Source organism: Cryobacterium tagatosivorans (assembly GCF_004402215.1).
In the GTDB taxonomy this organism is placed as follows: domain Bacteria; phylum Actinomycetota; class Actinomycetes; order Actinomycetales; family Microbacteriaceae; genus Cryobacterium; species Cryobacterium tagatosivorans.
On the sequence record NZ_SOEZ01000053.1, the window covers coordinates 1 to 15,445 of the forward strand.

The following is a 15,445-nucleotide window of genomic DNA, read 5'->3' on the forward strand; positions in this document are numbered from 1 at the left end:
GCCCCACGACGACGGTGCGCCCGGCCAGCGCCCGGGCGTCCAGCGCGCGGGACAGCAGCGTGCGGCCGGCCACCGCGACGGACGGCTTGGCCGCCCCGCCCAGGCGGCTGCCGCGCCCCCCGGCGAGCACGATCAGGTCGGGCACGATCCGGACGGGCAGATGCTCGGGCATCCGCTGGGGCTCCGGCTCGGGCTCCCGCCCCTTCGGCGTCATGACGTGAGCATGACCGTGACCAGGTCGCCCGCGGCCACCCGGGTCACGTCTTCCGGCACGATCGCCAGCCCGGTCGCCTGGCCGAGCCCGGCGACGAGGTGCGAGCCCGAGCCGCCGGCGGTGGCCCGGCGCACCACGGTGGAGGAGCCGTCGCGCTCCACCGTGACCGGCATGTACTGGGCGCGGCCCGGCGGCGACGTCCAGCCGTCGGCCACGGTCGCGGTCACGGTCGGGCGGTGCAGGTCGGTGTGGCCCTGCATCCGGCGCAGCGCCGGCCGCACGAACACCTCGAACGAGACGTAGGCGCTGACCGGGTTGCCGGGCAGGGCAAAGATGACCGGTCCGGGCGAGCCATCCGGACCGGGGCTCCAGCGGCCAAAGCCCTGCGGCTTGCCCGGCTGCATCTTCACCGGCCCGAACCTCATCGTGTCGAGCGGGGCGAGCACGGCCTTGACCACGTCGTAGGCGCCGACGCTGACCCCGCCGGAGAGCACGAACGCGTCCACCAGGCCGGCCTGCGCGGCCAGCAACTCGCGGAGCGCGTCCTCGTCGTCGGCCACCGAACCCAGGCGAACCGCAACCCCGCCGGCCTCGGCGACGGCGGCGGCGAGCAGGAAGGAATTGGAATCGGGGATCTGCCCGCGGCCGGTGGCCTGGCCGGGCGGCACCAGCTCGCTGCCGGTCGAGATCACGGCAACCCGGGGGGCCGGATGCGCCGACAGGGTCCCGGCCCCGGCGCTCGCCGCCGCGGCCAGCCTCGTCGGCCCGAGCCGAACGCCCGCGACCAGCACGGTGTCGCCCGCGCGGACGTCCTCGCCGGCGCGCCGCAGGTGGGCGGAGGGCACCGGCGCCCGCACGATGGCGACCGTCTCGGTGCCGCGGTCGGTGTCCTCGATCGGCACCACGGCATCCGCGCCGTCGGGGATGGGCGCCCCGGTCATGATCCGGGCGGCCTGGCCGGCGCCGATCTGCGGGTTCTCGGCCGTGCCGGCGGCGAGGTCGGCGATCACGGGAAGGGTGACCGGGGCCGCGGGGGAGGCGGCCTGCACGTCGGCCCGGCGCACGGCGTAGCCGTCCATGGCCGAGTTGTCGAACGGCGGGATGTCGGTGGCGCTGCGGATGTCCTCGGCGAGCACCAGCCCGCGCGCCTCGTCGAGGGTGACGTGCACCGGGGGCAGCGGGGCCACGGTGGACAACACGGCGCCCTGCTGCTCGGCGACGCTGCGGGCGGATGCCGGCACCGCGCAGTCATCGGACGCGGGCTCACCGCCGTGGTCGTGCCCGTGTTCGTGCTCCTGGCCGTGCTCGTGCTCCTGCGCGCGCTCGCGCCCGTGCTCCTGCCCGCGCTTCTGCTCGTGCGCCTCGCCGTGCCCGTGCCCCTGCCCGGTCATGGCTCAGCCCTGGGCCGGGGCGGGTTGTGCCGACAGGGTGTCCGCCCACTCGCTGCCGCGGCCGGGGGCGGTGCCGCCGGCGACGGCGTCGTCCCAGGCGACGATGCCGCCGGAGAGCACCGACACGTCGGTGAAGCCCGCGCCCCGCAGGGACGCCGCGGCGCGGTCGGCCCGGGTCCCGCGGTGGCAGTGCAGCACGAGCGAGACGTCGCGGGGGAGGTCGGCCTGGCCCGCAGCGGTGAGGATCCGGTCGAGCGGCAGCAGCAGGGAGCCGGGCACGGCGCTTTCGGCGTGCTCGCCGGGCTCGCGCACGTCGACGACGAGCAGGGCGTCCGTGCCGGCCGCGCGCGCCGTCATCCGGTCGACGAGTTCGGCGGCGGAAATCGTCGGCCAGTCGGCGGGACCGGAACTGGCGGACGCGGATCCGGCGACGGCGGAGACCGCGGTGGGCACCGCGCAGGCCGCGGGAACGCCCATGCCGAGCAGCGCGGTTTCGGTGAATTGCCCGGACAGCGCGTCGATGACCAGGCGGCGCCCGATCAGCGGCTCGGCCACGCCGGTGATGAGCTTGATCGCCTCTCCGGCCATCAGCGAGCCGAGCTGGCCGCAGAGCGCGCCGAGCACGTCGGCGTCGGGGGAGACCGGCCGTTCGCCCGGCGCGGGCGGGGCGGGGTAGAGGTCGCGCAAGTGCACGCCGGTGACGTCGCTGCCGGCGGGCGGGTGGGCCCAGAAGACCGACAGCTGTGCGTCGCCGTGCAGCACGGATGCCCAGACCAGCGGCAATCCGAGGGCGGCGCAGGTGTCGTTGGCGAGGAACGGCGCGGGGAAGTGGTCGGCGCCGTCGATCACGAGGTCGTAGCCGCCGAGGATCTCGAACGCGTTGTCGGGGGTGAGCCGCCCGGGGTGGCGCACGATGACGGCCTCCGGCGCGAGCTCGGCGGCGAGCTCGGCGGCCAGCTCGGCGGCCAGCTCGGCCATGTCGTCGGCCGCCGCGTCGGCGGATGCCTCGGCCAAGGTCTCGGCCAGTGTCTCGGCCCGGGCATCCGTTGCCGGCTCCGCCGCGTGGCGACCGGCCGGCCTGGCCGGCGGCCCGGCTTCCGGCCCGATGTCGTCGGCGGCGACGATCCCGATCGTGCCGACACCGGCGGACGCCAGGTTCCGCACAGCGGGGGAGCCGAGCCGTCCGGCGCCGAGGACGAGCACGCGGGCGTTGGCCAGCCGGCGGCGGTCGATCTCGGCGAGCGGGGGAAGCCCGCGCTGGCGGACGGTGCGGGCGGACTCGGCGGCGCTGAGCTCGGCGACGGGCTCGACGAGGGGAGGAATGGTCATACCCCCACGGTACGGCGTGCGGCTGGTGCACGCCCCATCACGCGCACGCCCATTTGCCTGCGCCGCCAACTGAGTCACGTGTCGCCAACTGAGTCGCGGACAAAGTACCTTCCCCGCGCCAACGAAGGTGCTTTCTCCGCAACTCAACCTGATGCGGCTGTCCCGCCCTCCGCGAAACTGCAGTTGTGCGCGTTCTGAGCATGGTTTAGCGCGCACAACTGCGGTTTCGCGGGGACTACGTGGCGGAGAATGGGGGGTTCGAACGCCGCGAGTGGGCGCTGTGCTTTCACTCAACACGCTTTTGCTTTGGCGGAGAATGGGGGGTTCGAACGCCGCGAGTGGGCGCTGTGCTTTCACCCAACACGCTTTTGCTTTGGCGGAGAATGGGGGATTCGAACCCCCGAGGGCTTTCACCCAACACGCTTTCCAAGCGTGCGCCATAGGCCACTAGGCGAATTCTCCTGGCCGGCCGATCCTCGGAGAGAGGAACGGCACCAGAGAATCTTACCTGTTTCCAGAGGCCGTTGCCGCCGCCGCCTCATCCGAGGCCCGCTCGGCCCCACACGAGCCCCGCGCAGGCCGCCCAAGGGCCCCCGCTCGGCGCCCCGCGAGCCCCGCGGATGCCGCGCCGACGGCCGAATTCGCGGGCCCCGCCCGCCCGCCCGTTGGCCCGGTTTGGGCTGCCGCGCCTGTCCCGCCTAAACTAAGGGCGGCTCCTCGCGTGGCGCTATCTCGGCCAACTCCCCCAGGACGGAAACGTAGCAAGGGTAACCGGGCTCTGGTGGGTGCGCGAGGAGTCCTTTTTTCCCTTATGGCGCACCGGCGCCGGTGCCATGATGTCGGCGTGACTCTCCCGACGTCCTCCGGCGATTATGCCGTGGAAACCCGCGGCCTGGTGAAACGCTTCGGCCGCACCGTCGCGCTGGCCGGAATCGACCTGGCGATTCCGAGCGGATGCGTCTTCGGCGTGATCGGCCCCAACGGCGCCGGCAAGACCACCCTGATGCGGCTGCTGCTGGACATCATCCGTCCGACGTCGGGGGAGATCCGGGTGCTCGGCGTCTCTCCGCGGGCGGGCGGGCCGGAACTGCGTAGCCGGATCGGCTTCCTCCCCGGGGAGCTCCACTTGCAGAGCGGGCTCACCGCCAGAAGGCTGCTGGACGACTTCGCGTCGATCAGCGGCCCGGTCGAACCCGGCCGCATCGACGAGCTCGCGGAGACCCTCGGGCTCGACCTCGACGAGCGGGTGCGCCGGCTCTCCAAGGGCAACAAGCAGAAGCTCAGCCTGATCCAGGCCTTCATGCACCGCCCGCGGCTGCTCGTTCTCGACGAGCCCACCAGCGGCCTCGACCCCCTGGTCCAGCAGCAGTTCCAGGCCATGGCGCGCGAAGCCACCGCCGCCGGCCAGACCATTTTCCTCAGCTCGCATGTGCTCAGTGAGGTGCAGGATGCCGCCGACTCGGTCGCCATCCTCCGCCAGGGCAGCGTCGTGAAGACCGCCACCGTGGCCGAACTGCGCCAGTCGGCCGTCCGTCACGCGCGCATCGTCACGACCGGCCTGTCGGAGACGGCGGTCGCCCAGCGCGTGGCCGGAATCCCCGGCGTCGGCGCCCTCGACACTCGCCGGCTCCCCGCCGGCGCGGAACTCGGCCCGGTCATCGAGTGCCGGGCGACCATCGCCGGGGCGGTGGGGCCGTTCGTGGCCGCGGTCGCCGAGCTGCCGCTGCAGGACCTCGTGATCGAGGAACCCAACCTCGAGGAGGCCGTGCTGACCCTCTACTCGGAGACGGAGACGGACACGAATTCGGCCTCGGACTCGGACTCGGACTCGGACCCGGACCCGGACCCCGACTCCGACTCGGACGCCCACCCCGGCCCCGAAACCGGCACCGAAACCACGTCGCCGGGACGCGCGGGTCATGCCTAGCTTCCTGCCGCTCTTCGCCAAGGCGGCCAGGGACACCTGGCCCGGGCTCGTCGGCTGGGCCGCGGCCATCGCCGGGATGACGCTCGTCTACCTGCCGCTGCACCGCTCCTTCGGCGACGCGAGCATCGCGCAGGTCATGGAGAGCATGCCGCAGGGCCTGATCAAGGCGCTGAATTACGACCTCATGGCCTCCGGCCCCGGCTACGTCCAGGCCACGATTTACGGCCTGCTCGGGTTCGCGTTCCTGACCATCGCGGCGGTCGGCTGGGGCGGACAGGCCGTCGGCGGCGACGAGGAGGCCGGCCGGCTCGAACTGACCCTGGCCCACGCGGTCTCCCGCAACCAGGTCGTGCTCGAGCGTGCCCTGGCGATGACCCTCAAGGTCATCATCCTCGCCGGCGTCACCCTCGCCCTCGTGCTGGCGCTGAACGGCCCGGCGGACCTCGGCATCGACGTCGGCAACGCGTTGGAGACATCCGTCGTCTTCGCCGCGCTGGCCCTGCTGTCCGGCGCGATGGCGCTGTGCGTCGGCGCGTGGACCGGCCGCCGCGTGCCGGCGATCGTCGCCGGTGCCGCCGTCGCGGTGCTCGGCTACGCGCTCAACGCCCTCGGCAACCAGGGCGACAACCTCGAATGGATGCACACTCTCTCCCCGTACCACTGGGCCTACGGCAACCAGCCGCTGGTCAACGGGGCGGACTGGGGCGGGTTTGCCCTGCTGGCCGGCCTCAGCGTGGCGCTCGTCGCGCTCGCCCTGGTGGGGCTGAACCGCCGCGACGTCTCCGTCTGAGCCCGCCGCGCCCTATCCCGCCGGGCCGGGTCGTCCCTAGGATGGGCGGGGCAGGGCCCACGCGTATGCGCGATGGCCGGATGTCGAACGTCGCACGATGGCCGAAGGGACTCCATGTCTTCCCCGTTCACAGCTTCCCCAGCAGCTTCCACAGCAGCCACCCCCGCCGCCGCCACCCCGTGGCCGACCCGGCAGCCGGCGCCCCTCGACGATGCGGCGCTCGCCGGCGTCGACGCGTTCTGGCGGGCCGCCAACTACCTCTCGGTCGGCCAGATCTACCTGCTCGACAACCCGCTGCTGCGCGAGCCGCTCACCGCCGAGCACGTGAAACGCCGCCTGGTCGGGCACTGGGGGACGACCCCCGGCCTCAACTTCCTCTACGCGCACCTCAACCGGGTCATCCGCGAGCGCAAGCAGAGCACCCTCTACGTCACCGGCCCCGGCCACGGCGGCCCCGGACTCGTCGCGAGCGCGTGGCTCGACGGCACCTACTCCGAGATCTACTCCGACATCGACCAGAGCGTCGACGGGATGCGCCGGCTGTTCCGGCAGTTCTCCTTCCCCGGCGGCATCCCCAGCCACGTCGCCCCGGAGACCCCCGGCTCGATCCACGAGGGCGGCGAACTCGGCTACGCCCTCAGCCACGCGTACGGCGCGGCCTTCGACAACCCCGACCTGCTCGTCGCCGCCGTCGTCGGCGACGGCGAGGCCGAGACCGGGCCGCTGGCCACGAGCTGGCATTCGAACAAGTTCGTCAACCCGCTGCAGGATGGCGTCGTGCTGCCGATCCTGCACCTCAACGGCTACAAGATCGCCAACCCGACGGTGCTGGCCCGGATCCCCGAGGCGGAACTGCTCGAGCTGATGCGCGGCTACGGGCACCAGCCGCACATCGTGTCCGGCGGCTTCGACGGCGAAGACCCGCTCGTCGTGCACCAGCGGATGGCGCAGACGCTCGACCTGGTGCTCAACGAGATCGGCGCGATCAAGCTCCGCGCCGCCGCCGGCGACACCGAGCGCCCGCGCTGGCCGATGATCATCCTGCGCACGCCGAAGGGCTGGACCTGCCCGCCCGTCGTCGACGGCGTGCAGGTCGAGGGCACCTGGCGGGCGCACCAGGTGCCGCTCGGCAACGCCAGGGACACCGCGGCGCACACCACGCTGCTGGAGAACTGGATGGCGTCCTACCGCCCGGAGGAACTCTTCGACGAGTCGGGGGCGCCGAGCAGGCAGATCACGGCCCACGCCCCGGACGGCGACCTGCGGATGAGCGCGAACCCGGTCGCCAACGGCGGCGTGCTCCGCCGCGACCTCCGCCTGCCGGACTTCCGCAACTACGCCGTCGATGTGCCCTCGCCGGGCGCGACCATCGGCGAGGCCACCCGGGTGCTCGGCACCTGGCTGGCCGACGTCATCCGCGAGAACCCCGACAACTTCCGCATCTTCGGGCCGGATGAGACGGCCTCCAACCGCCTGGCGCCGGCGGTCTACGAGGCGACCGACAAGCAATGGGACGCGCAGCTGCTGCCCGGCGACACGAACCTGGCCCGCGCCGGGCGGGTGATGGAGATGCTCAGCGAGCACCAGTGCCAGGGCTGGCTCGAGGGCTACCTGCTCACCGGCCGGCACGGCCTCTTCAACTGCTACGAGGCGTTCATCCACATCATCGACTCGATGTTCAACCAGCATGCCAAGTGGCTCAAGGTCAGCCGGGAGATCCCGTGGCGCCGCCCGGTGTCGAGCCTGAACTACCTGCTCAGCTCGCACGTCTGGCGCCAGGACCACAACGGCTTCTCCCACCAGGACCCCGGCTTCGTCGACCACGTCGTCAACAAGAGTTCGGATGTCGTGCGGGTCTATTTCCCGTTCGATGCGAACACCCTGCTCTCCACCTACGACCACTGCCTGCGCAGCGTCGACTACGTCAACGTCGTCGTCGCCGGCAAGCAGCCCGGCCCGAACTGGCTGACCATGGACCAGGCGATCGCGCACTGCAGCCGCGGCGCCGGCATCTTCGACTGGGCCGGCACCGAACAGCCCGGGTCCGAGCCGGATGTCGTGCTCGCCGCCGCCGGCGACGTGCCGACCCTCGAGGTGCTCGCCGCGGCGTCGATCCTGCGTGAACGGATGCCCGAGCTCAAGGTGCGCGTCGTCAACGTCGTCGACCTGATGGTGCTGCAGTCGGAGAGCGAACACCCGCACGGGATGAGCGACCGCGAGTTCGACTCGATGTTCACCACCGACAAGCCGATCATCTTCGCGTACCACGGCTACCCGTGGCTGATCCACCGGCTGACCTACCGCCGCAACGGGCACGACAACCTGCATGCGCGCGGCTACAAGGAGAACGGCACGACCACGACCCCGTTCGACATGGTCATGCTCAACGACCTCGACCGGTACCACCTGGTCATCGACGTGATCGACCGGGTGCCGGGGCTCGGCGCCCGCGCGGGCGTGCTCCGCCAGGAGATGGAGGATGCCCGCCTCCGCGCCACGCAGTACACCCGTGATTTCGGCGAAGACATCCCCGAGGTCACCGAGTGGACCTGGGAAGGCGCGGGCGCGGCATCCGGTGCGTTCGATGCCACCGGAGGCGACAACACCTAGCCGCGCCCTTTCTCCCTCCCGCTCGATCCCCGGCTGAGTTGCGGGGAAAGTACCTTCGTTGGCAAATCGAGGGTACTTTCTCCGCAACTCAAACCGAAAACCGCCCGATACTGTAGAGGGGTGGCACGAAGCATTTACATCACCTCCGCGGAGGGCAACACCGGCAAATCGAGCATCGCCCTGGGCGTGCTCGACACGTTGTCGCATTCGGTCGAGCGCGTCGCCGCCTTCCGCCCGATCGCCCGGTCGTCCAACGAGCCCGACTACGTGCTGGAACTCCTGCGGGCCCACCTCGCGGCCGGCGCCGCACCGGGCGCGGCCCCCGGGCTGAGCTACGAGCAGTGCGTCGGCGTCACCTACGACGATGTGCACGCCAACCCCGAGGCGGCGCTCGCCCGGATCGTGGCGCGCTACAAGGCCGTCGAGGCCCAGTGCGACACCGTCGTCGTCATCGGCTCCGACTACACGGATGTCGGCAGCCCCACCGAGCTCGCCTTCAACGCCCGCATTGCCGCGAACCTCGGCGCCCCGGTGCTGCTCGTGCTCGGCGGCCGCGTCGGCCCGAACCAGGGCGAACAGTTTGCCAAGGGGGAACGGCTCGGCCAGAGCGACCCGCGCTCGCCCGAAGACATCCGCCAGTTGACGGATGTCGCCCTCGCCGAACTGCGGGACGAGCACGTCTCGCTCCTGGCCATGATCGTCAACCGTGCCGATCCGACCTGCAGCGACGAGCTCGTCGCCGCGGTGCGTTCGGTCGCCGTGGACCCCGCCCTGCTCCCCACCGGAACCACCGACGTCCCGGTCTGGATCATCCCCGAAGACCCCTACCTCGTGGCGCCGAGCATGCGCAGCATCATGGCGGCCATCGACGGCACCCTGGTCACCGGCGACCCGGAGATGCTCTCCCGCGAGGCGCTCGGCGTCGTCGTCGCCGCGATGTCGATGGCCAACGTGCTGCCGCGCCTGATCGAAGGGTCGGTCGTCGTCATCCCCAGCGACCGCGCCGACGTGCTGCTCGCCGTGCTCCTGGCCAACTCCTCCGCCACGTTCCCGTCGATCGCCGGGGTCGTGCTGAACGGCGGCTTCGAGCTGCCCGACGTGATCGAACGGCTGGTCGAGGGCCTCGCGCCTTCCGTGCCCATCATCCGCACCGACATGGGCTCCTACGAGACGGCGTTGCGGATCACGCACACCCGCGGCCGGCTGGCCGCGGACTCCCAGCGCAAGCACGACACGGCGCTCGCCCTGTTCGAGAAGCACGTCGACGCCGCCGCCCTTCTCGACCGGCTCGAGGTCAGCCAGGCCGACGTCGTCACCCCGCTCATGTTCGAGTACACGCTGCTTGAACGGGCCAGGCAGAACCGCAAGCACATCGTGCTGCCCGAGGGCGACGACGACCGGATCCTCCGCGCCGCGGCGACGCTGCTCGCCCGCGACGTCGTGGAACTGACGATCCTCGGCGAGGAGTTCGAGGTGCGCTCCCGGGCGATCGAGCTCGGCCTGGACATCTCCAGGGCGCACGTGGTGAGCCCGTTCGACGACGTGCTCCGGCTCAAGTTCGCCGAGGAGTACATGCGGCTGCGCGCGCACAAGGGCGTCACCTTCGAGCAGGCCAGGGATGTCGTCACCGACGTCTCCTACTTCGGCACCATGATGGTGCAGCTCGGCCTGGCCGACGGAATGGTCTCCGGCGCCGGGCACACGACGGCGCACACCATCCGGCCCGGCCTGCAGATCATCAAGACCCGGCCGGACGTCTCCGTCGTCTCGAGCGTGTTCCTGATGGCCCTCGCCGACCGGGTGCTCGTCTACGGCGACTGCGCGGTCATCCCCGACCCCACCGCGGAGCAACTGGCCGACATCGCCATCTCCGCCTCGGACACGGCGACCCAGTTCGGCATCGAACCGCGCGTGGCGATGCTCTCCTACTCGACCGGCGAATCCGGCGAGGGCGCCGACGTCGAGAAGGTGCGGGCCGCGACCGCGCTCGTGCGGGCGCGCCGCCCCGACCTGCCCGTGGAGGGCCCGATCCAGTACGACGCCGCAGCGGATGCCGCCGTCGCGGCCACGAAGATGCCCGGTTCCGCCGTGGCCGGCCGCGCCACCGTGTTCATCTTCCCCGACCTCAACACCGGCAACAACACCTACAAGGCCGTGCAGCGCAGCGCCGGCGCCGTCGCGATCGGCCCGGTCCTCCAGGGCCTGCGGAAGCCGGTCAACGACCTCTCCCGCGGAGCGCTCGTGCAGGACATTGTCAACACGGTCGCGATCACCGCGATCCAGGCGGCGGCGCTGTCGGACGCGCAGGCCGCGGCGGCTCTGGCCGCTCCCGCCGGCGCGCCGGTGACGGCATCGCAGGCGGCCGCGAGCCACTGGGTGACCGGGCCGACGGCCGCAATCGCATGACCGCGGTCCTCGTCGTCAACTCGGGGTCGTCCTCCTTCAAATACCAGCTGATCGAGATGGACACGGAGTCCGTCCTGGCCGGCGGCCTGGTCGAGCGCATCGGCGAGGCGATGGGCCAGGCGGCGCACACGGTCGGCGACGGCGCCGCCGCCGCGGGGTCTGCGGCAGCCGGCGCTGGCTCGGGCTCGGGCTCGGCCCGCTTCGCGCGCGAACTCCCGATCCCCGACCACACCGTCGGCTTCCAGGTCATGCTCGACGCGTTCGAGCAGCACGGCCCGTCGCTCCGCGAGCACTCGCCCGTCGCGGTCGGCCACCGTGTCGTGCACGGCGGCGCGCGCTTCCAGGAACCGACCCGGATCACGCCGGGCGTGCAGCGGGACATCGACGACCTCTCGGCGCTGGCCCCCCTGCACAATCCCGGTGCCCTGGAGGGCATCGTCGCCGCGGAGCGGGGGTTCCCCGACGTGCCGCACGTGGCGATCTTCGACACCGCCTTCCACCAGACCCTTCCGGCCGAGGCGTTCACCTACGCGATCAACGCCGACCTGGCCGAGCGTTTCCGGATCCGCCGCTACGGCTTCCACGGCACGTCCCACCGCTTCGTCGCCCACGCCGGCGCGGCGTTCCTGGGCCGGCCCGTGGAGGAGCTCAACCAGATCGTGCTGCACCTCGGCAACGGGGCATCCGTCTGCGCGGTTCGCGGCGGACTCTCGGTCGAGACGAGCATGGGCATGACGCCGCTCGAGGGCCTCGTGATGGGCACGCGATCGGGCGACATCGACCCCGGCGTGCTGTTCCACCTGCACCGCAAGGCCGGCATCGGCATCGACGAGCTCGACGAGCTGCTCAACCGGGGGAGCGGGCTGCTCGGCCTGACCGGGCGCGGGGACATGCGCGACGTGATCAGTGCCGCATCGGCCGGCGACGGCCCGGCGGAACTGGCGCTCGGCGTCTACCTGCACCGGCTCAAGGGCTACGTCGGCAACTACTTCGCGCAGCTCGGCACGGTCGACGTGATCTCCTTCACGGCCGGCGTCGGCGAGAACAATGCCCTGGTGCGGGAACGCTCGCTGGCCGGGCTTGAGGCGTTCGGCATCCGGATCGACCCGGAACGCAACGCGTCGCCCGCCCGCGGCCCGCGCCTGATCTCCACCGACGACTCGGCCGTGGCCGTGCTGGTCGTCCCCACCAACGAGGAGCTCGAGATCGCCCGCCAGGCTCTCTCGGTCCTCTAGCCGAGCCGTCCCGCCCCCGTCCCGTCCCGTCCGCCGAGACTCGCCATTTCCGCCCAGAGTCGCCATTGCAGCGGCGATTCTGGGCATTATCGGCGACTTTCGCCGCGACATTGCGCCAAGTTTGACGACCCGTCGGGTTGCGCTTGCGGCGCGCATGTAGTGGAGTCGAAGGGAACCAACTAGAGAAATCAATGCGCGGATCGGGCGAACCCCGATCGGCAGAACGAACTAGGAAGGTACTTTCATGACCGGGAACAGAGCAGTTGCCTACAAGAGCCCGGGAGTCGTCGAGGTCATCGACATCGACTACCCCAGCTTCGAATTGAAAGACGGGCCGGGAGTCAATCCGGCCAACGTCGGCCGAAAAGTCCCGCACGGCGTGATCCTGAAGACGGTGACCACGAACATCTGCGGATCCGACCAGCACATGGTCCGGGGGCGCACCACCGCCCCGGCGAATCTGGTGCTCGGCCACGAGATCACCGGCGAGGTGGTTGAGACCGGGCCGGATGTCGAGTTCATCAAGGTCGGCGACATCGTCTCCGTCCCGTTCAACATCTCCTGCGGCCGGTGCCGGAACTGCAAGGAACGCAAGACCGGAATCTGCCTCAACGTCAACCCGGACCGGCCCGGCAGCGCCTACGGATATGTCGACATGGGCGGCTGGGTGGGCGGTCAGGCCGAGTACGTGCTCGTGCCATACGCCGACTGGAACCTGCTGAAGTTCCCCGACCGGGACCAGGCGCTGGAGAAGATCATGGACCTGACCATGCTCTCCGACATCTTCCCGACCGGCTTCCACGGCGCGGTGACCGCCGGCGTGGGCGTCGGCTCCACCGTCTATGTGGCCGGGGCAGGCCCCGTCGGTCTGGCCGCCGCGGTATCCGCCCAGCTGCTCGGCGCCGCCGTTGTCATCGTCGGCGACCTCAACGAGGACCGCCTGGCGCAGGCCCGCAGCTTCGGCTGCGAAACGGTGAACCTGACCAAGGGCGAGCCGCAGGACCAGATCGAACAGATCCTCGGCGTCCCGGAGGTCGACGCCGGAGTCGACGCGGTCGGCTTCGAGGCCAGGGGACACGGCAAGGATGCGTCGTCCGAGGCCCCCGCGACCGTGCTCAACTCGCTGATGACGGTGACGGCGGCCGGCGGTGCGATGGGCATCCCGGGGCTCTACGTCACCGGCGACCCTGGCGCGGCCGATGCGGCAGCCCAGACCGGCAACCTGTCCCTGAGGCTCGGCCTCGGCTGGGCCAAGTCGCTCTCCTTCACCACCGGACAGTGCCCGGTGATGAAGTACAACCGCCAGCTGATGATGGCGATCCTGCACGACAAGGTGCAGATCGCGAAGGCCGTGAACGCCAAGGCCATCAGCTTGGAGGATGCCCCGCGCGGCTACGCCGAGTTCGACGCCGGCGCTGCGACGAAGTACGTTCTCAACCCGAACGAGTACGTCAAGAGCTGATTCGACCGGCACTTCAGGCGGCCCGGACGAGGAACCCCCTCGCCCGGGCCGTTCGTCCGCCGCCGAGTCTGACGGCTCCGGTCGAGATTGACAGGCACGCCCCAGGCAAAGTCGACCGCAACGGTCAAACTGGGCGCCCACCGTGGCGGATGCCCGTGCCGGATCGCCGTGGGAGGGAGACTCGGCCCGCCGGACCCCCGGCCGGACAACTGCCCGGCCGCGGCTCTTTGTCAGCGGCGCCGACTACCATTGACTTGTGGTCACCGCACTGTATCGCCGCTACCGGCCAGAGACGTTCGCCGAAATGATCGGCCAGTCACAAGTGACCGATCCGCTCATGACGGCGCTCCGCACCAACCGTGTCAATCACGCCTACCTGTTCAGCGGGCCGCGCGGCTGCGGCAAGACCACGTCCGCGCGCATCCTCGCCCGCTGCCTGAACTGCGCCGAGGGACCCACCGACACGCCCTGCGGCGTCTGCCCCAGCTGTGTGGAGCTCTCCCGCGACGGCGGCGGCTCGCTCGACGTGGTCGAGATCGATGCGGCCAGCCACAACGGTGTCGACGACGCCCGCGACATCCGTGAGCGCGCGATCTTCGCGCCCGCCCGCGACCGCTACAAGATCTTCATCCTCGACGAGGCCCACATGGTGACGCCGCAGGGCTTCAACGCGCTGCTCAAGATCGTCGAAGAGCCGCCGGAGCACATCAAGTTCATCTTCGCGACGACCGAGCCCGAAAAGGTCATCGGCACCATCCGTTCGCGCACCCACCACTACCCGTTCCGGCTCGTGCCGCCCGCCCCGATGCTCGAGTACGTGCAGAAGATGTGCGACGCCGAGAACATGCAGGTCGCCCCCGGTGTGCTCCCGCTTGTCGTGCGCGCCGGCGGCGGATCCCCGCGCGACACCCTGTCCCTGCTCGACCAGCTGATGGCCGGCTCCGACTCCGAAACCATCGAGTACGAGCGCGCCGTGGCCCTGCTCGGCTACACGCACGGAGCGCTGCTCGACGAGGCCATCGACGCCATCGCCGCGCGCGACTCCGGGTCCGCCTTCGACGCCGTCGACCGCGTCATCCAGACGGGCCAGGACCCGCGCCGTTTCGTCGAGGACCTCCTCGAACGGATGCGCGACCTCATCGTCGTCGCCGCGACCTCTGCGGCGGGCGCGGCCGCCGTGCTCCGCGGCGTGCCGCAGGACGAACTGGACCAGATGGCCGTGCAGGCCGCGAAGTTCGGGCCGGCCGAGCTGTCCCGCACCGCCGACATCCTGAACGCCGCCCTCACCGAAATGACCGGTGCGACCTCGCCGCGCCTGCACCTCGAGCTCATGGTCGCCCGCTCGCTCATCCCGGCCAGCGACGACTCGAACCGCGGTGCGCTCGCCCGCGTCGAACGGCTCGAGCGCCGCATCGGCGTCGATGGCCAGGTGGCCGTCGACGCGCCGGTGCAGACGCCCGCGGCCGGCCGCACGGATGCCCCGGCGGCGGCCAGCACCGGAGCACGCGCCGGAAGCCGGTCGGAATCTCCGGTTTCCGCCGACACCCAGCCCACACGACCGGTTTCCGCGACGCCGCCCGCCGCGCCCGCTACTCCCGTTGCCGCCGCGGCCGCGCCTGCCGCTACTCCCGCTGCCGCCCCCGCGGCCCCCGCAACTCCCAGGCAGGTCGGACCGGTCACCCTGCAGCAGGTCAAGGATGCCTGGCCCGAGGTCCTCGAGGCCGTCAAGGCCGCGAAACTCAGCGCCTGGCTCGTCGTCTTCACCGCGCGGGTCAGCGAACTGCGCGAGAACGACGTGCTCGTGATGTCGTTCCCGAGCGAGTCGGACCTCGCCAGCTTCAAGCAGCAGCAGGCCCCCGGCCAGGGCGTCAGCGATTACCTCCGCGCGGCCATCGTGAGCGTGCTCGGGATCCGGGTCAAGTTCCTCGCCCGCGGCGACGCGGATGCTCCCGCCGGCTCCGCGGGACAGGCCGGCCAGCAGCAGGGCCGGCCGGCCACGCCGCCCAACGCCGCTGAGCCGCCCGCGGCGGCATCCGCGGCTTCGGCACCTGCATCCGCGCAGCCGGCCGCGCAGCCCGCGC

10 protein-coding genes, 1 tRNA gene and 1 other RNA gene are annotated in these 15,445 nt (G+C 71.4%); 8 read left to right on the forward strand and 4 right to left on the reverse strand.

Features of this window, described 5'->3' with window-relative positions; all coding sequences use genetic code 11:
* From E3O23_RS10390 to E3O23_RS10405, 4 genes are all read right to left on the reverse strand, one after another.
* Nucleotides 1-214: NTP transferase domain-containing protein (locus E3O23_RS10390; protein WP_166790487.1), on the reverse strand; the 214-nt coding region annotated here is incomplete at its 3' end.
* Nucleotides 211-1,605: a molybdopterin molybdotransferase MoeA gene (locus tag E3O23_RS10395; protein ID WP_134490762.1), complete on the reverse strand. Its 1,395-nt coding sequence runs from the start codon at nt 1,603-1,605 to the stop codon at nt 211-213. The genes E3O23_RS10395 and E3O23_RS10390, both read right to left, overlap by 4 nt.
* Before the next feature lie 3 nt (nt 1,606-1,608).
* A complete protein-coding gene (locus tag E3O23_RS10400; RefSeq protein ID WP_134490764.1) occupies nt 1,609-2,934 on the reverse strand; it encodes a ThiF family adenylyltransferase in 1,326 nt (441 codons plus the stop codon).
* Nucleotides 2,935-3,308: 374 nt separating this feature from the next.
* Nucleotides 3,309-3,396, reverse strand: a tRNA-Ser gene (locus E3O23_RS10405).
* Nucleotides 3,397-3,642: 246 nt separating this feature from the next.
* Between E3O23_RS10405 and ffs the strand changes: the two genes are divergently transcribed.
* From ffs to E3O23_RS10445, 8 genes are all read left to right on the forward strand, one after another.
* An RNA gene (ffs, locus tag E3O23_RS10410) (signal recognition particle sRNA small type) lies at nt 3,643-3,739 on the forward strand.
* Between the two features lie 39 nt (nt 3,740-3,778).
* Nucleotides 3,779-4,861, forward strand: coding sequence for an ABC transporter ATP-binding protein (locus tag E3O23_RS10415; protein WP_241983429.1), 1,083 nt, complete (start codon nt 3,779-3,781; stop codon nt 4,859-4,861).
* Complete coding sequence (locus E3O23_RS10420) at nt 4,854-5,651, forward strand: ABC transporter permease subunit (protein WP_134490768.1); 798 nt, start codon at nt 4,854-4,856, stop codon at nt 5,649-5,651. Before E3O23_RS10415 ends, E3O23_RS10420 begins: the two co-directional genes overlap by 8 nt.
* Before the next feature lie 114 nt (nt 5,652-5,765).
* The gene (locus E3O23_RS10425; protein ID WP_134490770.1) at nt 5,766-8,261 is read left to right on the forward strand and encodes a phosphoketolase family protein; all 2,496 of its coding nucleotides are present in this window, start codon (nt 5,766-5,768) and stop codon (nt 8,259-8,261) included.
* Between the two features lie 120 nt (nt 8,262-8,381).
* Entirely contained in the window at nt 8,382-10,667 is a 2,286-nt protein-coding gene (gene pta, locus E3O23_RS10430) for a phosphate acetyltransferase (protein ID WP_134490773.1), read from the forward strand.
* Nucleotides 10,664-11,902: an acetate/propionate family kinase gene (locus E3O23_RS10435; RefSeq protein ID WP_134490775.1), complete on the forward strand. Its 1,239-nt coding sequence runs from the start codon at nt 10,664-10,666 to the stop codon at nt 11,900-11,902. Before pta ends, E3O23_RS10435 begins: the two co-directional genes overlap by 4 nt.
* Before the next feature lie 244 nt (nt 11,903-12,146).
* Nucleotides 12,147-13,364 carry a formaldehyde dehydrogenase, glutathione-independent gene (gene fdhA, locus E3O23_RS10440; RefSeq protein WP_134490776.1) on the forward strand — a complete coding sequence of 406 codons (1,218 nt, stop codon included), beginning with the start codon at nt 12,147-12,149 and terminating at the stop codon, nt 13,362-13,364.
* Nucleotides 13,365-13,620: 256 nt separating this feature from the next.
* Nucleotides 13,621-15,445, forward strand: a 1,825-nt coding sequence (locus E3O23_RS10445) for a DNA polymerase III subunit gamma and tau (protein ID WP_134490778.1), incomplete at its 3' end; no start/stop codon positions are given.